This is a genomic window from Streptomyces sp. NPDC097617, assembly GCF_044761485.1.
Classification (GTDB): Bacteria; Actinomycetota; Actinomycetes; order Streptomycetales; family Streptomycetaceae; genus Streptomyces.
Genome location: NZ_JBIWCL010000044.1, coordinates 13,199 through 34,916 on the forward strand (window position 1 = coordinate 13,199; position 21,718 = coordinate 34,916).

The 21,718-nt window shown below is 72.2% G+C and carries 20 protein-coding genes; 16 read left to right on the top strand and 4 right to left on the bottom strand.

Annotated elements, in window-relative coordinates; all coding sequences use genetic code 11:
• Window positions 1–18: 18 nt before the first annotated feature.
• Window positions 19–921, bottom strand: a complete 903-nt coding sequence (locus ACIQZO_RS38865) for a BTAD domain-containing putative transcriptional regulator (protein WP_403635932.1) — start codon at window positions 919–921, stop codon at window positions 19–21.
• 316 nt (window positions 922–1,237) lie between these two features.
• Between ACIQZO_RS38865 and ACIQZO_RS38870 the strand changes: the two genes are divergently transcribed.
• The 12 genes from ACIQZO_RS38870 to ACIQZO_RS38925 all read left to right on the top strand — a co-directional run bounded on the left by ACIQZO_RS38870 (window position 1,238) and on the right by ACIQZO_RS38925 (window position 12,375).
• A complete protein-coding gene (locus ACIQZO_RS38870) occupies window positions 1,238–2,449 on the top strand; it encodes an aminotransferase class I/II-fold pyridoxal phosphate-dependent enzyme (protein ID WP_403635934.1) in 1,212 nt (403 codons plus the stop codon).
• Window positions 2,450–2,507: 58 nt separating this feature from the next.
• On the top strand, window positions 2,508–3,761 hold the full coding sequence (locus tag ACIQZO_RS38875; RefSeq protein WP_403635936.1) for a beta-ketoacyl-[acyl-carrier-protein] synthase family protein: 1,254 nt from the start codon (window positions 2,508–2,510) through the stop codon (window positions 3,759–3,761).
• Complete coding sequence (locus ACIQZO_RS38880) at window positions 3,758–4,606, top strand: MaoC/PaaZ C-terminal domain-containing protein (protein ID WP_403635938.1); 849 nt, start codon at window positions 3,758–3,760, stop codon at window positions 4,604–4,606. Before ACIQZO_RS38875 ends, ACIQZO_RS38880 begins: the two co-directional genes overlap by 4 nt.
• Window positions 4,603–6,186, top strand: a complete 1,584-nt coding sequence (locus ACIQZO_RS38885) for an AMP-binding protein (RefSeq protein WP_403635940.1) — start codon at window positions 4,603–4,605, stop codon at window positions 6,184–6,186. Before ACIQZO_RS38880 ends, ACIQZO_RS38885 begins: the two co-directional genes overlap by 4 nt.
• Window positions 6,183–6,440 carry a phosphopantetheine-binding protein gene (locus ACIQZO_RS38890; protein ID WP_403635942.1) on the top strand — a complete coding sequence of 86 codons (258 nt, stop codon included), beginning with the start codon at window positions 6,183–6,185 and terminating at the stop codon, window positions 6,438–6,440. Before ACIQZO_RS38885 ends, ACIQZO_RS38890 begins: the two co-directional genes overlap by 4 nt.
• A gap of 51 nt (window positions 6,441–6,491) precedes the next feature.
• On the top strand, window positions 6,492–7,538 hold the full coding sequence (locus tag ACIQZO_RS38895; RefSeq protein ID WP_403635944.1) for a hypothetical protein: 1,047 nt from the start codon (window positions 6,492–6,494) through the stop codon (window positions 7,536–7,538).
• Window positions 7,531–8,406, top strand: a complete 876-nt coding sequence (gene trpA / locus ACIQZO_RS38900) for a tryptophan synthase subunit alpha (RefSeq protein WP_403635946.1) — start codon at window positions 7,531–7,533, stop codon at window positions 8,404–8,406. Before ACIQZO_RS38895 ends, trpA begins: the two co-directional genes overlap by 8 nt.
• A gap of 69 nt (window positions 8,407–8,475) precedes the next feature.
• Window positions 8,476–8,850 (top strand): ectoine synthase, encoded by a 375-nt coding sequence (locus tag ACIQZO_RS38905; RefSeq protein ID WP_403635948.1) that lies wholly within the window; start codon window positions 8,476–8,478, stop codon window positions 8,848–8,850.
• A 54-nt stretch (window positions 8,851–8,904) separates the two neighbouring features.
• Complete coding sequence (locus tag ACIQZO_RS38910; protein WP_403635950.1) at window positions 8,905–10,050, top strand: acyl-CoA dehydrogenase family protein; 1,146 nt, start codon at window positions 8,905–8,907, stop codon at window positions 10,048–10,050.
• The gene (locus ACIQZO_RS38915) at window positions 10,047–10,811 is read left to right on the top strand and encodes an N-(5'-phosphoribosyl)anthranilate isomerase (RefSeq protein ID WP_403635952.1); all 765 of its coding nucleotides are present in this window, start codon (window positions 10,047–10,049) and stop codon (window positions 10,809–10,811) included. Before ACIQZO_RS38910 ends, ACIQZO_RS38915 begins: the two co-directional genes overlap by 4 nt.
• Entirely contained in the window at window positions 10,808–11,530 is a 723-nt protein-coding gene (locus ACIQZO_RS38920) for an indole-3-glycerol-phosphate synthase (RefSeq protein WP_403635954.1), read from the top strand. The genes ACIQZO_RS38915 and ACIQZO_RS38920 overlap by 4 nt, the downstream gene beginning before the upstream one ends.
• A complete protein-coding gene (locus ACIQZO_RS38925) occupies window positions 11,527–12,375 on the top strand; it encodes an alpha/beta hydrolase (RefSeq protein ID WP_403635956.1) in 849 nt (282 codons plus the stop codon). The genes ACIQZO_RS38920 and ACIQZO_RS38925 overlap by 4 nt, the downstream gene beginning before the upstream one ends.
• Before the next feature lie 71 nt (window positions 12,376–12,446).
• Here the strand turns inward: ACIQZO_RS38925 and ACIQZO_RS38930 are convergent, their stop codons facing one another.
• The 3 genes from ACIQZO_RS38930 to ACIQZO_RS38940 form a co-directional block, all read right to left on the bottom strand.
• Entirely contained in the window at window positions 12,447–13,082 is a 636-nt protein-coding gene (locus tag ACIQZO_RS38930; protein ID WP_403635958.1) for a DUF6875 domain-containing protein, read from the bottom strand.
• Window positions 13,079–13,669, bottom strand: coding sequence for a hypothetical protein (locus tag ACIQZO_RS38935; RefSeq protein ID WP_403635960.1), 591 nt, complete (start codon window positions 13,667–13,669; stop codon window positions 13,079–13,081). Before ACIQZO_RS38935 ends, ACIQZO_RS38930 begins: the two co-directional genes overlap by 4 nt.
• An 82-nt stretch (window positions 13,670–13,751) precedes the next feature.
• Window positions 13,752–15,146: a pyridoxal phosphate-dependent decarboxylase family protein gene (locus tag ACIQZO_RS38940; protein WP_403635962.1), complete on the bottom strand. Its 1,395-nt coding sequence runs from the start codon at window positions 15,144–15,146 to the stop codon at window positions 13,752–13,754.
• Between the two features lie 267 nt (window positions 15,147–15,413).
• Between ACIQZO_RS38940 and ACIQZO_RS38945 the strand changes: the two genes are divergently transcribed.
• The 4 genes from ACIQZO_RS38945 (at window position 15,414) to ACIQZO_RS38960 (ending at window position 21,573) form a co-directional block, all read left to right on the top strand.
• Window positions 15,414–16,874 carry a multicopper oxidase family protein gene (locus ACIQZO_RS38945; protein ID WP_403635964.1) on the top strand — a complete coding sequence of 487 codons (1,461 nt, stop codon included), beginning with the start codon at window positions 15,414–15,416 and terminating at the stop codon, window positions 16,872–16,874.
• 137 nt (window positions 16,875–17,011) lie between these two features.
• Window positions 17,012–19,186 (top strand): condensation domain-containing protein, encoded by a 2,175-nt coding sequence (locus tag ACIQZO_RS38950; protein WP_403635966.1) that lies wholly within the window; start codon window positions 17,012–17,014, stop codon window positions 19,184–19,186.
• Between the two features lie 49 nt (window positions 19,187–19,235).
• Window positions 19,236–20,459, top strand: coding sequence for a methionine adenosyltransferase (metK, locus tag ACIQZO_RS38955; RefSeq protein ID WP_403635968.1), 1,224 nt, complete (start codon window positions 19,236–19,238; stop codon window positions 20,457–20,459).
• Between the two features lie 133 nt (window positions 20,460–20,592).
• Window positions 20,593–21,573, top strand: a complete 981-nt coding sequence (locus tag ACIQZO_RS38960; RefSeq protein WP_403635970.1) for a carbohydrate kinase family protein — start codon at window positions 20,593–20,595, stop codon at window positions 21,571–21,573.
• Window positions 21,574–21,718: the final 145 nt, after the last annotated feature.

The following is a 21,718-nucleotide window of genomic DNA, read 5'->3' on the forward strand; positions in this document are numbered from 1 at the left end:
GGCTCCCGCACGCCCGGATCAGGCGGCGGGGGAGGACGACATCCGGTGCGTGACGCACCCGTGGTCGGCCAGCGAACACGGACGCGGCACCGGCATCCGGTGATCCACCTCGAACACCCCCATCAGCACCGGGTCCAGGCAGGCGAGCTGACGCACCGGCGGCCGCGGCTCCGGCGTGCGCAGCAGCTCCAGGTACGCGGCCTCCGTCTCGGGCGCCGGGTCGATACCCAGCTCCTCAGCCAGCACCTCCCGCAACTGCTGATAACTGCGCAGCGCCTCCGCACGGTTACCGGCCCGGGTATGGGCCGCCATCCGGCACCGGTAGGCACTCTCCCTGAACGGGGCCCGGCGCACCGCCTCCTCCGCGTACCGCAGCGCGTGATGCTCGTCGCCCAGCGCCGAGGAGGACAGACTCGCCGTCTCCAGCGCCTTGAGCCGCAACTCCTCCAGCTGCTCGCGCATCGCGTTGACCCACTCGCCCTCGTGCGAGGGCAGGAACGAGCCGCGCAGGTTCGACACCGCGCCGGCTGCGAGCTGCTGCGCCACCGCGAACGCCCCCTCCGCATACGCCTCGGCCGCCTCGGCCAGCGCGGTCTCCGCGACCTCCACGTCCACCGCCACGTCGTGCGGCACCCGCAGGACGTAACGGCCGCCCTGGGAGACCAGGGGAGTGGCCCCCGGCCGGTCCTGCGGCGTCGTGACGAACGTACGCACCCGGCTCACCAGGCTCCGCAGCGCCGACGCCCAGGTGTCCGGCAGGCCCTCGGGCCATACGGTTTCGGCCAGTTGGTCACGGTCCGTGCCGCCCGCCCGCTCCAGCAGCAGCCGGGCGAACGCGACCTGCGCCTGTGCGCTCGAGAGGTGTTGAGGCGGTGCTCCGTCCGGCTCGATCGTGACAAGACCTATGAGTCTGATCAGCACTATGCACACTCCGAAACGGTCGGCTTCCGGCCGTGTCCCCCAAGTTCGTGCGATTCAGAGGATACCGGCGGGCCTTCTCGGCATGTCAACAGCGGTCGATGAACATTTCCTATCCGAATGAAACCCGAGGTCCGAGCATTCCCTTTCACTTTTCGAGCACCGCTGCAGTCCCGCTGCAGTCCCGCTGCAGTCCTCCTCTTGCGCTGCTATTGCGCCCCCCGAGCCTTAATGGAATTCCACTAGAGCCCGGCCGGAGAAACGGCAGGGCATCGATGGAGTTCCGGGTCCGCCGGACGATCGCGACGAGGAGAAGCACGTGAACGCATCCGCTGGCTGGGACCGCCTCGAGCCGAAGCTGGCCTACTTCCGCGACCGGGTCCGCTCCCTGGAGTACGAGCCCAACCGCAAGAACAGCTTCGTCGCCTACACCGCCGAGCGGGACTCCGCCTACGCGGACCAGGACGGCCGCCGCCTGCTGATGATGTCCGGCTACTCCTACCTCGGACTCGCCGGCGACGAGCGGGTCGTCTCCGCCGCCAAGGCCGCCGTCGACCGCTACGGCACCGGCAACCACGGCGTCCGCGCCCTCGCCGGAACCACCCCGCTGCACGAGGAACTGGAGGCCGAGGTCGCCAAGGTCGCCGGCCGCGAGCGCGCCCTGGTCTTCGGCTCCGGCTACGCCGCCAACGTCGGCACCGTCGGCGCCATCGTCGGCCCCGGCGACACCGTCTTCATCGACAAGTACGACCACGCCAGCATCGTCGACGGCTGCAAGCTCTCCGGCGCCACCGTCACCCGCTTCCGCCACAACGACGTCACCCACCTGGAGCGCCGCCTGGCCGCCGCCCCCGACACCGGCGTACGCCTGGTCATCGTCGACAGCGTCTACTCCATGGACGGCGACATCGCCCCCCTGGTCGACCTCCGCAAGGTCTGCGACGCCCACAACGCCCTCCTGATGGTCGACGAGGCCCACGCCCTCGGCGTCATCGGCGCCACCGGCAAGGGCATCGAGGAGCACTTCCACTACGAGGCGAAGGTCGACATCAAGCTCGGCACCCTCTCCAAGGCCATCCCCTCCATGGGCGGCTGGGTCGCCGGCTCCGCCGAACTCGTCCACCACCTGCGCTACGCCGCCCGCCCCTTCCTCTTCTCCGCCGCCCTCGGCGGAGCACAGACCGGCGCCGCCCTGGAATCCCTGCGGATCATGCAGCGCGAACCGCAGCGGGTGGAGTTCATCCAGCGCGAATCCGCACGCTTCCGCACCCTCCTGAACAAGGCCGGCATCAGCACCGTCGACAGCGAGACCGCCGTCGTCCCCGTCATCGCAGGCTCCGACGAGTCCGCCTACGACCTGGCGACCGCCTACCGCAAGAACGGCGCGATCGGCCTCCCGGTGGTCACCCCGGCCGTCCCCAACGACCTGGCCCGGCTGCGCATCGCCATCACCGCCGCCCACACCACCGCCGACATCGACTTCGCCGCCGATGCCCTCATCACCTCGGCCCGTGAGTGCCGCATCATCTGAGCGCCCCACAGCCCCCGCACCCCCTTTCGCACCTCTCAGTCCGCCTCAGGGAGCAGACATGCCTTCACCGTCCAGGGGCAGCACCGCCCGGCCGCCCGTAGCCATCACCGGCATGGGCGTGGTCACCCCCGGCGGGTGCACCCCGGACGAGCTGTGGCACACACTGCGCGCCGGCCGCTCCACCGCCGCCGAACTCACCCACATCGACCTCAGCCGCCACCGCGTGCGCATCGGCTGCCGGGTCCGCGGCCTGGAAGGCCTCGCCGGGCTCGTCCCCGCCAAGGAAGCCCGCCGCATGGACCCCTTCGCCCACTACGGCACCGCCGCCGCCCTCGCCGCCCACCACGACGCGGGATCGCCCACCGCCGAAGCCGGCCGCACCGCCATCGTCGTCGGCAACGCCGTCGGCGGGCGCGCCACCAGCGACCTGGAGTCCGCCCACTTCGCCGAAGGCGGCCCGGCCCGCGTCAACCCGCTCATGCCCCTCATGACGATGCCCAACGCGGCCGCCGCCCACATCGCCATCCGGCTCGGCTGGACCGGCCCCGCCCTGACCGTCGCCAACACCTGCGCCAGCGGCGCCGACGCCATCGGCCACGCCCTGATGCTCCTGCAGACCCACCGCGCCGACCTCGTCATCGCCGGCGGCACCGAACACACCCTCACCCCCGTCACCCTGGCCGGCTTCGGCAACCTCAGCGCGGTCTCCTTCCGCAACGAGGACCCCGAACACGCCTCCCGCCCCTTCGACAAGGACCGCGACGGGTTCGTCATGGGCGAGGGAGCCGGCTTCGTCGTCCTGGAACGCCTCGAGGACGCGCGCGCCCGCGGCGCGAAGACCTACGGCCTCGTCGCCGGATACGCCGCCACCGCCGACGCCCACCACCTCGCGATGCCCCTGCCCGACGGCGCCGGCGCCGCCGCCGCCATGACCGCCGCCATCGCCGACGCCGGCCTCCAGGCCACCGACATCGTCCACGTCAACGCCCACGGCACCTCCACCCCGTACAACGACCGCTCCGAAGCCGCCGCCCTCACCAAGGTGTTCGGCACCGCCCAGCCGCCCGTCACCGCACCCAAGTCGGTCATCGGCCACCTCATCGGCGCCGCCGGAGCCGTCGAACTCATCGCCACCGTGCAGGCCATGCGCCACTGCGAGGTGCCGCCCACCGCCAACCACGAACAGCAGGAGCCAGGAATGGACATCGACGTCGTCCACGGCGCACCCCGCGCCGTGCGCCCGGGACCCGCGATCACGAACTCCTTCGGGTTCGGCGGCCACAACTCCTCCGTGGTGGTGACGCCGGTATGACCACCCTCTCCCTGCCCTCCCCGGTCCGCACGCTCACCGTCACCGAACCCGAGATCACCGACTACCGCGGCGCCGCCCGCCGCGGCCTGCCCACCGCCCGCCCCGGCCAGGCCTCGCCCGTCCACACCTTCGTCCTGGCCCACACCGTCGCCGAACAGACCGTCGCCGCGCTCACCGCGGCCGAGCCCGGCCCCGTCTCCGTGGTCCACCTCGGCCAGGACATCCGCACCCTGCGCCCGGTCCGCCCCGGCGAGCAGGTCACCGTCACCCTGGACGTGGCCGGCATCCGCAAGGAACCGCGCGGCGCCCGCATCGCGCTACGGGTCCGCCTGACCGGCGAGGACGGCCCCGAACCCTTCGCGGAACTGGTCATCTCCGCCCTGCTGGTCGGCGCGAGCCTGCTGGAGCCCTTCGGCGACATCGCCGGCGGCCCCCCCGCCCCCGCCCCACTGGGCGCCGGCGAACCCCACAGCGCCGTCCACGCCCTGACCACCGACTGGATCACCACCTACGCCCACGCCTCCGGCGACCTCAACCCCATCCACCTCGACGAGGACGCCGCCCGCGGCGCCGGCTTCGACACCGTCATCGCCCACGGCATGAGCGTGGTCGCCCTCGCCGTGGAGGAGGCCACCGACCGCTTCGCAGCCGGCGACTCCGCCCGCGTCCGCGGCCTGGGCTGCCGCTTCTCCGCCCCCGTACCCCCCGGCATCCCGCTGGAGGTCACCCTCCAGCCCGACGCCGAGGCCCGCGTCGTCCGCTTCACCTGCAAAACCCCCAAGGGGGCCGCCGTGAAGTCCGGCTGGATCGAGTTCGCCGCCCCCGCAACCGGAGGCCCCCGATGACCGCACCCCGCACCCCCCGCACCGCCGCCGCGCACCGTAGCGCCCCCGCCGCCGAACTCGGCCTCCTCGGCGGCTTCCTGACCCAGGTCCGCGACCGCCCCCACGCCACCGCGCTCCTCTTCAACGGGCAGGAAACCACCTACCGCGAGCTGTACGAGCTCGCCGGCCGCGAACGCGACCGGCTCGCACACCTGGACCTCGCCCCCGGCGAACCGGTCGGCATCCTCGCCGACAAATCACCCGCAGCCCTCGCCCTGGTCCTGGCCTGCCTGCTGGCCCGGCGCCCCCTGCTCCTGCCGTCCCCGGCCCTCGCCGACACCCTCCTGGCCGACCTCTTCGCCCAGGCCGGCTGCGCCCGGGTACTGGCCCCCGGCGGGCAGAGCCCCCGCGTCACCCCCAACCCCGAGGTCACCGCCCGGCCGCTGCCGGCCGCCGAGGCCGCCGAGGTGGCCTTCATGCTCACCACCTCCGGATCCACCAGCCTCCCCAAGATCGTCCCGCTCGGCCTGGACGCCGTCGACCGGTTCACCCGCTGGGCCGGCCACGCCTTCGGCATCGGACCCGGACGCACCGTCCTGAACTACGCCCCCCTCAACTTCGACCTCTGCCTCCTCGACGTGTGGACCACCCTCGCCCGCGGCGGACGCGTCGTCCTCGTCGACCCGGCCCTGGCCGCCCACGGCCGCCACCTGCGCGACCTGGTCCTCCACCACAGCGTCGACATCGTCCAGGCCGTCCCCATGGCCTTCGGACTCCTCCAGGACGCCGCCGCCAAGACCGGCGACACCTTCCCCGGCGTCGAGCACGTCATGTTCACCGGCGACGCCATCGCCGACCGCACCCTCGCCGCCCTGCCCCAGCTCTTCCCCCACGCCCGCATCCACAACATCTACGGATGCACCGAGACCAACGACAGCTTCCTCCACGAGGTCGACCCCACCGCGGCCCCCACCACACCCGTCCCCATCGGCCGCCCACTGCCCGGCGTACGCGCCCTGATCATCGACCCCGACACCCACACCCCCGTCCAAGGAGCCGGCAGCGGAGAACTCTTCGTCTCCACGCCCTTCCAGACCCGCGGCTACCTCGACCGCACCCGCCACACCGACAAGTTCACCGGCCACCCCCTCGGCCTCGACGACCGCCGCTGGTTCCGCACCGGCGACCTCGTACGACGCGACGCGGCCGGCACCCTGCACCTGAGCGGACGCACCGACTTCCAGGTCAAGGTCCGCGGCGTCGCCGTCAACACCGCCGAGATCGAACGGATCCTGCACGAACACCCCGACGTACTGGAAGCGGGCGTCGCCGCCCTGCCCGACCCCATCGCCGGCAAACGACTCGTCGCCGCCGTCCACAAAACCCCCGGCTCCACCCTGACCGGCCTGCAACTGCGCACCCACTGCGCCCGCCACCTGCCCAGGGCCGCCGTACCGCACCAACTCACCGTCACCGAAACGCCGCTGCCCAAGACCGCCACCGGAAAGGTCGACCGCAAGGCGCTCGACCGACTCGACCGGCCGGCCACCGGCATCACCGCACCCCTCTCCACACCTCTCGCCGAAGGAATCCCGTCATGAGCAACGTCGACACCATCAAGAACTTCGTCATCACCGAGTTCCTCCCGGGCACCGCCGCCACCGAACTCGCCGCCGACCACGACCTCCTCAACGACGGAGTCATCGACAGCCTGGGCGTCCTCAAGCTCATCGCCTGGGTCGAGGACCGCTTCGAGCTCGCCATCGGCGACGCCGACCTGGACCCCAACAACTTCCGCAGCGTCGAGGCGATCGACACCTTCATCACCGAATCCCGCCGCACCGCGGCCGCCTGAACGGCCCCCGCCACCACCCCCGACCCGACGCACACGAGACGGAGAGCGACCGTGCACGACGCACTCACCGGCCTGCTGGAACAGCGAGCCCCGGTCGGCCGCGAGACCTGGCGGTCCTGGTGGGACCAGCTCGGCGACGGCGGCCTGGACCAGGCCCAGGTCCTCGCCCTGCTGGCCTCCCTGACCAGCCGGCTCCCCGACCACGAGACCCTGCGCCACCTGCTGGACTCGCTCGCCGAGCGCCGGCCGGCCCGGGCGGCAGCCACCCCCTGGGAAGGCACCGTGAACGTCGTCGGCACCGGCGGCGGACCCAAGACCTTCAACATCTCCACCGCCTCCGCGTTCGTCGCCGCGGCAGCCGGGGTCAAGGTCGTCAAAACCGGCTCCCGCGCCTACACCAGCTCACTGGGCTCCGTCGACCTGCTCGAGCGGCTCGGTGTCCGTCTCACCTCCTCCTACGCCCAGACCGAGGACACCCTCGCCGCCCACGGCATCGCCTTCGCCGGACCCTTCGTCTACCCCACCCAACTGACCCGCCTCGCCCGCACCGTGGCCCCCCACAGCATGAAACCCTTCGGCCGCTTCCTGAACGCGCTGGGCCCCTTCCTCGCCGACCTCCCGGTGACCGCCCAGGTCACCGGCGTCTCCGGGGCCGCCCCCCTGGACACCCTGCGCCGGCTCGCCGCGACCACCACCCGCCGGATCTGGCTCACCTCCAACGACACCGGCGCGGACGAGCTGCTGCCCTTCGCGACCAACACCATCCACGGGGAGAACTCCCTGACCCGGATCATCCGCCCCGGCGAACTCACCCCGGGCGACGGCTCCTTCGCCGACCTGCGACCGGCCACCGACCCCACCACGGCCGTCGCCCACTTCCTGTCCATCCTCTCCGGCGACGCCGGCCGCGTCGCCACCCGCACGGTCTGCCTCGGAGCCGCCGCCCTCGTGGTGGCCTCCGACACCCGCCGCGACTGGCTCTCGGCCGTCTCCCTCGCCGAGGAAGCCATCCGCTCCGGCGCCGCCCACGACCTCGCACAGCGCCTCGCGGCCGCCCCGGCCCCCGCCCCCCGCACCCTGGCGGTGACCGGTGCCTAGCCCCACCGCGCCCGCCCCGACAGCGGGGACGGACACCGCCCCGACCCCGGCGCCGGCCCCCTTCTTCACCCGCCGAACCCCCGGCGCCCCGCCCGGACTCGCCCTCTTCCTCAACGCCGGCGACCCGCCCCTGCCCATCCTGCGCGACCTGGTCCTCATGCTCGACGAGGAAGGCGTGGACTGCCTCGAACTGGCCGTCCCGTTCCCCGACTCGGTCACCGACGGCCCCGTCATCCGCCGCTCGGCCCGCCGCGCACTGGACCGCGGCGGCGCCGACCTGGACGACGTACTCGCCTTCATCGCCGACGTACGCCCCCACCTCACCCACCTGCGCATCGCCCTGCTCGCCGACTGGAGCCACTCCCTCAAACACCGGGACCTGGCCGCCACCACCCGCGAGATCGCCGCCGCCGGCGCCGACGGACTCCTCGTCCACGCCCTGCCCCCACGGCTGCGCGAGACCCACCTGGAATCGGCCGCCGCCGCCGGCCTCCCCGTCGTCACCACCTGCTACACCAAAAGCCCGCCCGCCACCCAGGCCCAGGCCGCCGCACAGGCCCGCGCCTACCTCTACCTCGTCGCCCACTACGGACGCAGCGGAACCGCTCCCGCCGCCGGCCACGCCGCGCTGGCACAGACGGTCCGCTCGCTCCGGGCGCACACGACGTCCCCGATCGCCGTCGGCTTCGGGGTCAGCACACGGCAGGACATCCAGGCCGTCGGCGCCGCCGGCGCCGACGCCGCGATCATCGGCTCCGCCGCGGTCGCCGCCGTCGAACGGGCCCAGGAAGCCGGCACCGACGTGAGCGAAGCCTTCCGCACCTTCGTCCGCTCGGTCCAGCCCGCAACACCGCACCGAACCGCCTGACCGGCGGGAAAGCGAGCTCCACCTCTCATCCGAACCATCCGCGCACCACCCTCACACCAGGAGACTGCCATGATCGTTCGCGACATCGAGTCCGTGAAGACCGTCGAGTGGGGCAACGGCCTCAGCCGCCGCTTCCTCCTCGCCGAGGACGGCCTGGGCTACTCGCTCACCGACACCACCGTCCTGGCCGGCACCAAGTCCCGCCTGGAATACGTCAACCACCTCGAGGCCTGCTACTGCATCGAGGGCTCCGGCGAGGTCATCGAGCTCGACGGCACCTCCCACGAGATAGTCCCCGGCCGCATGTACGCACTCGACCAGCACGACGCCCACTTCCTCGTCGCCAGCCCCGACGAGGACCTGCGCCTGGTCTGCGTCTTCTCGCCCGCCCTGCGCGGCGACGAGGTCCACAGCCTCGACGCCCACAGCTCCTCCGCCTACTGAGGCACCTCCGCAACACCATCCGTCCGCACCATCACCGAATCAAAGGGGTCCCTCGTGATCCGTTGGAACGCCGACCAGGCAGATCTGCGCGACGGCCTGGAACGGTGGGGAGACGCACTCGGCGCAGACCACATCGAACTCGACGCGCAGTCCGCCTTCTCCGAGGACAAGTGGAAGCTCGTCCAGAAGACCGGCATCCTCGGACTGCCCTTCGACGAGGACCACGGAGGCCTCGGACAGTCACTGCTCACCACCATGTACGTACTGGAGGGCCTCGGCGAGTACAACCGCGACGCGGGCCTCAGCTTCTGCATCACCACCTCCATCTGCTCCACCGGCATCCCCCTCCAGCAGTTCGGCACCACCGAACAAAAAGAGCGCTACCTGCACCGGATCTGCTCGGGCGAGGCGATCGGCGCCCACGCCATCACCGAGTCCGAGGGCGGCTCGGACGCCATGGCCATGACCACCAGGGCCGTCCGCGACGGCGACGACTTCGTCATCAACGGCAGCAAGGCCTTCGTCAGCAACGGCCCCATCGCCGACGTGATCGTGGTCTACGCCCGCACCCACCCGGACGGCGGCCCGCTCGGCACCACCGCCTTCCTGGTCGACCGCAACACCCCCGGCCTGACCGCCGGCAACCCCATCAAGAAGATGGGCCTGCGGACCTCCCCGCTCAGCGAGCTGTTCTTCGACGACGTACGGGTACCCAGGAGCGCGGTGCTCGGCCGGGTCGGAGGCGGGTTCATGGTCCTGGACCACGTGATGAAACGAGAGATCCTCTTCTCCTTCATCGTCAACGTGGGGGAGATGCAGCACCGGCTGGAACGCTGTGTCGACTACGCGAAGACACGCAAGTCCTTCGGAAAGGCGATCGGTTCGTACCAGACGATCGCCAACAAGATCGTCGACACGAAGATCCAGCTGGAGACCGCCCGCAAGTGGCTCTACGACACGGGCGAAAAACTGGAGGCCGGCGAGAACATCACCACCGACCTCGCCATCGCCAAAATCGTCACCAGCGAGTCCAACCTCGCCACCAGCCTCACCGCCGTACAGATCTTCGGCGGCCACGGCTACATGGCCGAGTTCGGCCTGGAGCAGGACGTGCGCAACGCCGTCGGCGGCACGATCTACTCCGGCACCAACGAAATCCAGTACAACCGCATCGCCTCGATGCTGGGACTGGGCAAGTGAGCACCACCCGCCCCCTGTCCCGGACCCTGCTCAAGGTCTGCGGGGCCACCGCCCCGCAGGACATCGAGGCCGCGGCGGCCGCCGGGGCCGACTGCGTCGGCCTCTGGCACGGCGTACCCGGCGGCCCCAGCGAACTGGACCGGAACGGGCTCGCCGCCCTCGCGGCGGCGGCCCGTTCCACCGGCCTCCTGCCGGTCCTGGTGACCTTCCTCGCCGACGCCGGTGAACTGGCCGCGATCGCGGCCCGCACCGGCGTCGGCTGGGTCCAACTCCACGCCTACCAGAGCCCCGCCCTCGTCCGGGCCCTGCGCCAGGCCCTGCCCGCACACGTCGGCATCGTCAAGGTGCTGCACGTCCAGGAGAACGGCGGCTGCGTGGAACGCCCCCTGATCGGCGCCTACGACCGGGCCGGCACCGACCTCTTCCTCCTCGACACCGCCACCGGCGACGGCCGCATCGGCAGCACCGGCGCCGCCCTCGACCCCGACCGCGTCACCGCCCTGCTGCCCCGCCTGACCCGCCCCTTCCTCCTCGCCGGCGGCCTGACCCCCACCAACCGCCCCGCCTACGAGGACGTCGTCCACCACCCCGGATTCCGCGGCATCGACGTCGACACCGCCGCCCGCGACCGGACCACCGGCGGCTTCGGAGTCCCGCAGATCGCCGCCCTGGCCCGCGCCTGGCGCACCGGCACCCGCACCGGCACCGGCACCCGCCACGAAGCCCTGCCCGACCACCCCCGACTGGAGCTGTCGCGATGACGAAGCACAACCGGCCCGGCTTCCCTTTTCTCGAGGCCCTCCTGGCCTCCCCGACCCCCGTGGTGATGGAGGTGAAACGGCGCGACGCCCACGGCTACGACATGCTCGGAGGCCGCACCCCCGCCGCGATCGTCAGCGCCTACGAGAGCGCGGGCGCCCCCTGCGTCTCGGTGGTCACCGGCCGCTGGTTCGGCGGCTCACCGGCCCTGCTGCGGGACGTGGCCGCCCTGACCGCACTCCCCATCCTCCAGAAGGACTTCATCACCCGGAAGGACCAGATCCGCACCGCCAAGGAGCTCGGCGCCTCCGCCGTGCTGCTGACCGCGGCCCTGCTCCCGGCCTCGAGCATGCGGACCCTGGTCACCGAATGCCTGCTGACCGGCCTCACCCCCTTCGTCGAGATCACCCAGGAAAGCGAACTCGCCTCGGTCCACCACCCCGAGGAATGCGTCATCGCCGTCAACAACAAGGACATCAAGACCCGCGAGCGCGGCGCCGGCGACCTCGGCCGCTCCCTGGACCTGCTGCCCGCGGTCCTCGACGCCGGCGCCGCCTGCCCGGTCAGCGCCAGCGGCATCGACAGCCCGCACACCGCGGCCGCCCTCCTCGACGCCGGCTTCGCCGGCCTCCTCGTCGGCACCTCACTGCTGCGCACCGGCTCGCCCGCCGCCTGGGTGGACGCCATGGAGGGCACACGAAAGGGGCTGGCGGTCCGATGACCACACCACGACCCGGCACCCGCCCCTACACCCTCAACGCGGGCGGCATCACCCTCTCGGCGCTCCTGGCCCTGCCCAAGGACGCCACACCCACCCGATCCACCATCCTCGCCATCCACGGCCGCGGCATGCGCGCCGCCTACTGGAACTCCTTCATCCCCCTCGCCACCGGCCTGGGCCACGCCGTCCTGGCCGTCGACCGCCCCGGCTACGGCGACTCCGCCGACCGGCTGCCCGACGGCCAGAACCTGCCCGAACAGGCCGAAACCCTCCACGCCGCCCTCAAGGAGCACGCCGCCGAACACGACATCGGCGCCGGAATCCTCCTCCTGGGCCACTCCGACGGCGGCAAGGTCGCCCTCCACACGGCAGCCGCAGACGGCGGCGGCACCCCCCTGCTCGGCGTGGACGCCTCCGGCGTCGGCTACCGCTACAACCCCCAGGCCCTGCACTTCCCCTCCACCCTGGGCGCCGGCGCCACCAAACTCAACTGGGGCCCCCTGAACCTCTACCCGCGCGGCACCTTCCAGGCCAGCCGCACCCTCCTCGCCGCGACACCACCGCGCGAATCCGCCGAAACCCTGCGCTGGACCGGCCAGTACGAGGCACTGGCCCCCAACGTCCGCGTCCCCGTCCGCCTCACCTTCGCCGAACACGAGGCCTGGTGGCACCTGGACGCCCCCACCCTGGCCGCGATGACCTCCCGCCTGACGGCCGCCCCCTCCGTCACCGTCGAGCACCTGCCCGACTCCGGCCACAACATCAGCCTGGGCCACACCGCCCCCGCCTACCACCTGCGCGTCCTGACCTTCCTGGAGGACTGCCTGCGCACAGCCCCGCACTGAGCCCCACCCCCGACAGACCGAGGCCCCGGTGGCAGACGCCACCGGGGCCACAGCCGTATCCGGACCCGGGATCAGGCAGCCACCACCCGGCTCACCAGCTGGTCACGGATCCGCGACGGCAGAGCCGGCGCGAAACGCTGCAGATAGTGGTCCATGTGCGCGTCGTCGCCCACCAGGAACGGCAGGTCGAACACCAGCAGCTTGCGGACCGCCAGCAGCGGCACCGGCGAACGCAGCGGCCGGAACGCCTCGTTGTACAGACCCGGCTCCTCGCACACCGGATGGAACTGGCCGATCATCAGCCCCTCCGCCACGAACTCGTCCTTCGCCTTGCGCTGCAGCTCGTCCAGCTCCACCGAATCCGTCGCATCGAACCCCGGCAGCACCAGCAGGATCGTCAGCAGCTCACGGTCCTCCGGCGACAGCCGCTGCGAAAGAACCGCGTGACGGGTCCGCAGCGAGTCGACCGCCGAAGCCAGGTCCTCACAACTCGCCGCCGGCACCGCCAGATGGAACAGCTCCTTGCGCAGCGAAGGCTGCGTGTACGGGCACACCGGACCGGTGCGCCCCAGCTCGGGGTGGCTGGAGACCAGGAACTCCCGGCTCCACACCAGCACCTGGAGCAACGGCCCCAGATACTCCGTCGGCGCCTCACCGCGGGCTATCTCACCGGCGGTCCACGACTGGATCAGATCGTCTCCCCTCATCGGGGTTCCCTCCACATGGGTCGCAGTACAGGTCCTCCGTCGGGCAGCGCGATGTCCCCGCCCCGGAGCTCGAAACCGGCACGCCGGCCGGCGGCCTCACCACCGCGGGAGCTGGCCTCCACATACGCGCCGACACCCTCGGCGTCCGCCCGGGCCGCCACCCGGCCCAGCAGAGCGGACATCAGCCCGCTCTGCTGCCGGCCGGGGCGCACCGCTCCGAAGGACACGTAGTAGTGCGGCGCACCGTGCGGATGGGCCGCCTCCTGCAGGCCCGCGATGGTGTGCATCGCCTGCGCGTACTCGCCCAGGACATCGGCGAACGCCGCGTCCAGGGCCTTCTCGTCGGGCTCGGCGCCGGGCGGCAGGAACAGGAGCACCGCGTCACCGTCCGGGCCGGTGAGCACCCCGTCGTAGGCGGCGGACAGTTCCACGAACACCCGGAAGAACCCGGGCAGCAGCTCGGCACGCCGCCGCTCGTCGGGGATCATCCAGCGGGTGAGGGCGTCCTCCTGGAAGCAGGTCGCCAGGAGCACGGACAGGTCGGTGACGGCCGATGGGCTCAGCCGGTTCACTGGCAGGGCAGACAAGGCAAAGGCCTCCGGTCAGGTGACGGGATGCGAAACGGACAACAGGCAACGGACAACAGGCAACGGACAGCGGGGAACGGATTCAGGGCGCGACCCGGGCCTCGGCCGCGAGCTCCGCCACACGGGAATGCAGGGTCGGCAGGTAGTGCTCGAACTCCGGCTTGATCAGGACGCTGCGGATCACCCGCGCCGCCTCCGCGTCCCGCACCACCCCCGGGTGGCGCCCCACGAACGCGTCCGCGTCCGCGCGCAGCACACTCAGGAACACCGGATCCCCCTCCGCCGACATGCCCGCACGCAGCAATCGCTCCGACGCCGCGTCGATCGAGGACAGCGAGCGCCCGGCGGTCGCCGGGAAGTAGGTGACGATGTCCAGGTCCGGGCGCTGGTACAGCTCCAGCTCCTCGCAGGCGCCCAGCAGGTCCGCCCACCGCAGCGCGGCCCGCCGGTTCGCGGCCAGGATCCGCCCGAAACCGTCCGGGGTCAGCGGCAGCAGCTGCAGCGTCAGCCACAGCGCGGCCGCCGCCGCGCCCGCCCGAGAGCACTCCAGGCTGATCTCGCCCAGGTGCAGGTCGGCATCGGTGAAATACGTGTACGGCGAATCGTGGGCGAAGTGCCGCCCGGCCCGCGGATCGGGAAACAGCACCGCCCCGCACCCGTACGGCTGCAACCCCTGCTTGTGCGGATCCACCACCACCGAGTCGCAGCCGGCGATCGCCCGCCACGGCGCCGGGTCGACGCCACCGGCCCCCGCCCGGCCCAGCACCGCGTAGAACCCGCCGTACGCCGCGTCCACGTGCACCCGCACCCCGTACCGGCGCGCCAGCACCAGCACCTCGTGCACCGGGTCGACCGCCCCCAGCCCGGTCGTCCCGGTGGTGACGACGACCGTCCCGATCCGACCGCCGCGCAGCGCACCCTCCAGCGCGTCGAGATCGATACGGCCGTAAGCGTCGACGGGAATACGGTGCCCCTCCACGCCCAGCACGTGGCACATCCGCTCGTGCGTGTAGTGGCACTCGGAGCTGTAGGCGATCCCGCGGCCGGGGTGCAGCTCCCGCGCCACGTACAGGGCCTCCAGATTGGCCATCGTGCCACTGGTCGTCAGATGCCCCACATGCGCGTCGAACCCGAACATCGAGGCCAGCGCGGCGACCGCCTCACGTTCCATCTCGGTGGTCGCGGGCCCGCCCTCGGCGGCATGATTGTTCGGATTGAACAGCATCGCCGTGAGATAGCCGGTGACGGCCGCCGGGTGCGGCGGCTTGACCATCTGCCCGGCGTAGCGCGGGTGGAAGAACGGATAGTTGTCGTCCATCCGCTTGGCCAGCCGCTCGAACGCCTCGGTGAACGCCTCGGAACCGACGCGGTGCGCGTCATGACCGTCGTACGGGCCGAACCGACCGCCCCACCGCTCCGCCACCCCGAGCGCGCGCGGCAGCCAGTCGCGTAAGTCGTGCAGGTCCCTCAGGTCCACGGGTGCCTCCCCCGGCGGCCGCCCCGATCGGCGGCACGAGTCGCGCGTACGCGGTCATACGTACGCACGAGGAGCCTTGCCCAGCCCCCGCAAGGCCCGCGCAACGCCGAACCCCCGCACACCATTCGGGCTCGAGCGCTGCGCAAGCCGCGTCTGGTGCACTCGCGGCGCGCCACCTGCGCGAGCACCACCACGCGCCGGCCCCGGCAGCGAGGGCGGCCCCCTCCCGGGCGGCCCGCGCACCCACCCTTCCCAGGAGGACATCCCATGGTCACCAGACGCAGCCTGCTCGGCGGAGCCGCCGCCGCGACCGGCGCCGGCCTGCTCACCGCCGGCGGGCTGACGCCGCTGCTCGGCGCCGGCCCCGCCCGGGCCACCGCCGCGGGGGCCAAGCCGGTCACCGTCCCGCCGCCCTTCACGGTCAAGATGGCGACCCTGCCGGTCCTCTCACCGATATCCGGGCCCGCCGGCCAGGACACCTACGCCGTCACCATCAAGGAAGCCGCCCGGGAGATCATCCCCGGAGTGCGCACCAAGGTCCTCACCTACGACGGCCACTTCCCCGGCCCCGTCCTGCGGGCCCGCACCGGACGCAAGGTCGTCATCCGCCACCGCAACACCCTCACCACGCCCGTCTCCGTCCACCTGCACGGCGGCAACGTCTCCCCGGACAACGACGGCGGCCCCATGGACACCTTCGCCCCGGGCACCTCACGCACCTACACCTACCCCAACCAACAGCCCGGCGCCGCCCTCTGGTTCCACGACCACGCCCACCACATGGAGTCCGAGCACGTCTTCCGCGGCCTGTCCGCCACCTACCTCCTGACCGACGACACCGAACGCGCACTGCCGCTGCCCGCCGGCCAGTACGAGGTCCCCATCGCCCTGCGCGACGCCCGCTTCGACGACGCCGGACAACTGGTCTACGTCATGGACGACGCCTTCGGCCGCACCACCATCCTCGCCAACGGCCGCCCCACCCCCTACTTCGAGGTCGCCGCCCGCAAATACCGCTTCCGGCTCCTCAACTCCTCCAACATGCGCTTCTTCCAGCTGCGCCTGTCCGACGGCGGCCCGATGACCCAGATCGGTTCGGACGGCGGCCTGCTGGAACGCCCCTTCACCACCGACACCATCGGACTCTCCCCGGCCGAACGCGCCGACGTCGTCATCGACTTCTCCCGCTACCCCACCGGCACCAAGATCGTCCTGGAGAACACCCTGGGCCCCGGCACCCCCGACCAGGTCGGCAAAGTCCTGCGCTTCGACGTCGTACGCACCGCACCCGACCCCAGCAGCGTCCCCGACGTCCTGCGCACCCTGGCCGCCCTGCCGCCCGCCACCGTGCAGCGCACCGTCGTCCTCAGCATGGACGAGGACGGCCGGCAGGAACCCCAGGGCTTCATGGACGGCCAGGTCTGGGACCACCACCGCATCGACCAGACCATCACCCACGGCACCTCGGAGATATGGACCGTCACCAACGCCAACAAACTCGTCCCGCACAACTTCCACATGCACCTGGTCCAGTTCCGCCTGCTCGAGCGGGACGGCGCCCCCGTCGGACCGGCCGAGGCCGGCCTCAAGGACACCGTCCGCCTCTTCCCCGGCGAGACCGTCAAACTCCACGCCACCTTCAACACCTACCGCGGCACCTACGTCTACCACTGCCACCTGCTCGACCACTCGGCGATGGGAATGATGGCCAACTTCCGCATCCGCTGACGGGATCCGGACTCGATGCGCGCTCAAGGACGGGCCGAGGACCGGGCGCAAGAATCCTCGACAACAGACCATGTCCGGCCGTGTCCCCCACGAGTCCACCATGTGTCGCAAACCGAAAGGGAAGAGGAGGGAAGCCGATGGCCGCCACCATGGCCATGACCGTGGTGCTCACACCCGGCCCTCCGACCTCCCTCGACCTCCACGGCAGCCTCACCCCTGCCGCCCTCACCGCCGCACTCGCCTCGCTGCCGCCGTGCACGGCGACGCTCCACCGGCACACCGACCACCACCACACCCTGACCCTGCCCCCGCCGCCGTTCCCCGCAGGACGGCTCTGCGACCTGCTGACCGGAGCCACCGCGGCGGGGGAGGAGCCCCGCGCCGCCCGGTACACCCCCGGCACGCCCTGCACCCGACACCCCGAATGCGCCCGACACCACGCACACGCCGGATGCGCCGGATGCGCCGGATGCGCCACCACGGAACCGGAAACACCACCACCCACCACACCCCGCCAACGGGAGGTACTCCTCGACGCCATGACCCACCCCGGCGCCGCACTGCACGTGGAACAACTGCACTGGCGCTGGTACGGACCGCTGGACACCCGGCGCTTCACCGCCGCCTGGCAGACCCTCCACGACAGCGAGGCAGTCCTGCGCACCGCCCTGGCCAGGCCCCCCGCACCCACCGCCGGCCCCCTGCTGGCCGTACACCCGCACGCCGCCCCGCAACTGGAACGCCACCCCCGCGGCAGCGAGGACTGGCACGCCCTCCTCCTCAGCGAGCGCATGCGCGAATTCGACCTCCACCGGCCCGGCACAGCACTGCGCATCGCCCTGCTGGAAGAACCCGGCCAGGTCTTCCGGATCCTGCTCACCTACCACCAGGCACTGCTCGACGGCTGGAGCGCACGCCTGCTCCAACGCACCCTGTACCGGGCCTACCTCGCCGACGGACGCCCCCTCGGCAGCGAACGACGGCCCGACATCCGCGACCACATGCACTGGCTCGCCCGCCGCAACCAGACACCGGCCCGCGCCCACTGGGCCCGCGCCGGCGCCCCCGCGGACGCGCCCGGCCTCCCGGGCCGACCCGACCGGATACCCGCCGGCCCCGGCCCCGCCGCCGGCCCCGGCGCCCGTACCCGCGGCCACGGACGCACCCGCCAACGCCTCACCCCCTACGAGGCACAGCGCCTGCGGCACTGGGCCGCCGACCGGGGCGCCAGCGAAAGCACCGCCCTGCACACCGCCTGGGCCATCCAGCTCCACCGCGCCCACCGCACCGCCCCCACGGTCGCCTTCGCCGCGGCCGTCTCCGGCCGCGGCATCCCGCTCCCCGGCGCCGACCGCCTCCCGGGCCCACTGCACGGAGCCCTCCCGCTGCACGTCCGCATCACCCCGTCCACCCCGCTGACCGTCCTGCTGGCCACCCTGGCCGGCCAGGCCCTGGAAGCGGCCTCCCACGAATGGGTCTCCCCGGGCCAGGCGGCCCTGTGGTCCCCGCCCGCCACGGCCGGCCCCGCCGCCGGCACCCACCCGGTCCCCGACTCGCTCATCACCTTCGAAGCGACAACACCCCCCGGACCCGCCGACGACCCCCTCCACACCGAACTCGCCACCGAGGGAGTACGCGTCGGCCCCGCCGAAGCCGTCGCCGCGCACACCACACACCCCCTCACCCTCACCGCACACCACGACGCCGCCGGCGCCCTCGTCCTGACCTGCGTCTACGACCGGGCCCGCATCGCCGACACCGACGCCGCCGAAACCCTCGCCCAGACCACCCTGCTGCTGCGCGAACTGCCCGCCACCCCCGGCAGGGCCACCACCGTCGCCGACGCCCTGACCCTCCTCGACGGCAGCCCCGTACCCCGCGTCACCCGGCCCGCGTCCACCGCCCGCACCCTGCGGATCCTGCGCGCCGCCTCCCGCACCGGCGCCGGCACCATCTGCCTGGTCCCGCCACCCGACGCACCACCGGGCTGCTACGACGCACTCGCCGACGCCTACCCCGGCCCGCAGGCCCTGACCACCGTGGCACCGCCCGCCGACACCCGGACCGTACTGGCCGCCCTGCGCCCCGCCCTCGCCCGCGGCGAACCCCTGCTGCTCGGCGGATTCTCCGGCGCCGGCACCCTCGCCTGCGCGATCGCCGAACGCATCGCCTCACACGGCTGGCACCCACCCCTCGTCGCGATCGGCGGCGCCCTCACCACCGAGGACGACCCCGACCCCGACCCGGTCCGGGCCCTGGCCCGAACCCTGCAGACCGCCGCCGCGGCGGCCGCCACCACCGCCCGGCCCTGACCGTCCCCCCGCCCGACCCGACACCCCGTCCCACACCACCAGGAGTGACATGTCCCGTCGTCTGTTCACCTCGGAATCCGTGACCGAGGGACACCCCGACAAGATCGCCGACCAGATCAGCGACACGATCCTCGACGCGCTGCTCGCCCAGGACCCCGCCTCGCGCGTCGCGGTCGAGACACTGATCACCACCGGTCTTGTGCACATCGCGGGCGAGGTGACGACGCAGGCCTACGCACCCATAGCGCAGCTCGTACGCGAGAAGATCCTGGAGATCGGCTACGACTCGTCCGTCAAGGGCTTCGACGGCGCCTCCTGCGGCGTGTCCGTCTCCATCGGCGCCCAGTCCCCGGACATCGCCCAGGGCGTCGACACCGCCTACGAGAGCCGCGTCGAGGGCGCCGCCGCAGGCGAGGAGGGCGACGAACTCGACAAGCAGGGCGCCGGCGACCAGGGCCTGATGTTCGGCTACGCCACCGACGAGACCCCCGAACTCATGCCGCTGCCCATCCACCTCGCCCACCGGCTCGCCCGCCGGCTCTCCGAGGTCCGCAAGAACGGCACCCTGCCCTACCTGCGCCCCGACGGAAAGACCCAGGTCACCATCGAGTACGACGGCGACAAGGCCGTCCGCCTCGACACCGTCGTCGTCTCCTCCCAGCACGCCTCCGACATCGACCTGGAAGCCCTGCTGACCCCCGACATCAAGGCCCACGTCGTCGAACACGTCCTCGCCGGGCTCGCCGACGACGGCATCAAACTGGAGACCGCCGGCTACCGCCTCCTGGTCAACCCCACCGGCCGCTTCGAGATCGGCGGCCCGATGGGCGACGCCGGCCTCACCGGCCGCAAGATCATCATCGACACCTACGGCGGCATGGCCCGCCACGGCGGCGGTGCTTTCTCCGGCAAGGACCCGTCCAAGGTCGACCGCTCCGCCGCCTACGCCATGCGCTGGGTCGCCAAGAACGTCGTCGCCGCCGGCCTCGCCTCCCGCTGCGAGGTCCAGGTCGCGTACGCCATCGGCAAGGCCGAGCCCGTCGGCCTGTTCGTCGAGACCTTCGGCACCGAGAAGACCGACATCACCAGGATCGAGGACGCCATCGCCCAGGTCTTCGACCTCCGCCCGGCCGCCATCATCCGCGACCTCGACCTGCTGCGCCCCATCTACGCCCAGACCGCCGCCTACGGCCACTTCGGCCGCGAACTCCCCGACTTCACCTGGGAGCGCACCGACCGCGCCGAGCAGCTGAAGGCCGCCGCCGGCGCCTGAGCGGAGGGACCACCGAAAGGGGCGGACGGCACCGAGCGCCCACGGCCGCCGCCCGCCCCGCACCCCCGCCGGCCCCCGCATCCCAGCCCACCCCCCGCCCCGCCGACCAACAGACCAGCTCACAGGAGTCCACGTGCGTATCGCGGTGACCGGATCCATCGCCACAGATCACCTCATGGCCTTCCCGGGCCGGTTCGTAGACCAGCTGCTCCCCGACCAGCTGCACCACATCTCCCTGTCCTTCCTCGTCGACACCCTCGAAGTGCGACGCGGGGGAGTGGCCGCCAACATCGCCTACGGCCTCGGCGGCCTGCGCCTGACCCCCCTCCTCGCCGGCGCCGTCGGCCCCGACTTCGCCGAGTACGAGGTCTGGCTCAAGGAACACGGAGTCGACACCGGCGCCGTGTACGTCTCCGCCGAGCACCAGACCGCCCGCTTCATGTGCATGACCGACCAGGACTCCAACCAGATCGCCTCCTTCTACGCGGGCGCCATGGCCGAATCCGCCCGCATCGACCTGCACACCCTGCACGCCCGCACCCCCCTCGACCTGATCCTCGTATCGCCCAACGACCCCGGCGCGATGGTCCGCCACACCGAACAGGCCCGCGAACTGGGCATCCCCTTCGCCGCCGACCCCTCGCAGCAGCTCGCCCGCCTCACCGGACCCGAAGTACGCAGCCTCGTCACCGGCGCACGCTGGCTCTTCACCAACGAGTACGAGTCCGCCCTGCTGCGAGAACGCGCCGAATGGAGCCACGAGGACGTACTGGACCGCGTCGGCACCTGGATCACCACCCTCGGCGCCCAGGGCGTCCGCATCGACACCCAGGGCGCGCCCACCCTCACCGTCCCCGCCGTCCCCGACGTCCCCGCCGAGGACCCCACCGGCGTCGGAGACGCCTTCCGCTCCGGCTTCCTGGCCGCCGTCGGCTGGGGACTGCCGCTGGAGACCGCCGCCCAGCTCGGCTGCGCGATGTCCGCACTGGTCCTGGCCGCCATCGGCTCGCAGTCCTACGAGATCCTGCCCGCCCGCCTCCTCGACACCGTCCGCACCGTGTACGGGCAGCAGGCCGCCGCCCTGCTGGGACCGAAGCTGGAGCAGCTCGCATGACGACCCGCACACCGAACGCGCAGGAACGCGCCACCGCTTTGCGGGAAGCCCTCGCGACCCGCGTGGTCGTCGCCGACGGGGCCATGGGGACGATGCTCCAGGCGCAGGACCCCACGATGGAGGACTTCCAGCAGCTCGAGGGCTG

Coding starts and splice junctions, on each gene's coding strand:
- ACIQZO_RS38875 (WP_403635936.1), top strand. CDS start 2,508: ATGCCTTCACCGTCCAGGGGCAGCACCGCCCGGCCGCCCGTAGCCATC.
- ACIQZO_RS38880 (WP_403635938.1), top strand. CDS start 3,758: ATGACCACCCTCTCCCTGCCCTCCCCGGTCCGCACGCTCACCGTCACC.
- ACIQZO_RS38885 (WP_403635940.1), top strand. CDS start 4,603: ATGACCGCACCCCGCACCCCCCGCACCGCCGCCGCGCACCGTAGCGCC.
- ACIQZO_RS38890 (WP_403635942.1), top strand. CDS start 6,183: ATGAGCAACGTCGACACCATCAAGAACTTCGTCATCACCGAGTTCCTC.
- ACIQZO_RS38905 (WP_403635948.1), top strand. CDS start 8,476: ATGATCGTTCGCGACATCGAGTCCGTGAAGACCGTCGAGTGGGGCAAC.
- ACIQZO_RS38920 (WP_403635954.1), top strand. CDS start 10,808: ATGACGAAGCACAACCGGCCCGGCTTCCCTTTTCTCGAGGCCCTCCTG.
- ACIQZO_RS38925 (WP_403635956.1), top strand. CDS start 11,527: ATGACCACACCACGACCCGGCACCCGCCCCTACACCCTCAACGCGGGC.
- ACIQZO_RS38930 (WP_403635958.1), bottom strand. CDS start 13,082: ATGAGGGGAGACGATCTGATCCAGTCGTGGACCGCCGGTGAGATAGCC.
- ACIQZO_RS38945 (WP_403635964.1), top strand. CDS start 15,414: ATGGTCACCAGACGCAGCCTGCTCGGCGGAGCCGCCGCCGCGACCGGC.
- ACIQZO_RS38950 (WP_403635966.1), top strand. CDS start 17,012: ATGGCCGCCACCATGGCCATGACCGTGGTGCTCACACCCGGCCCTCCG.
- metK (WP_403635968.1), top strand. CDS start 19,236: ATGTCCCGTCGTCTGTTCACCTCGGAATCCGTGACCGAGGGACACCCC.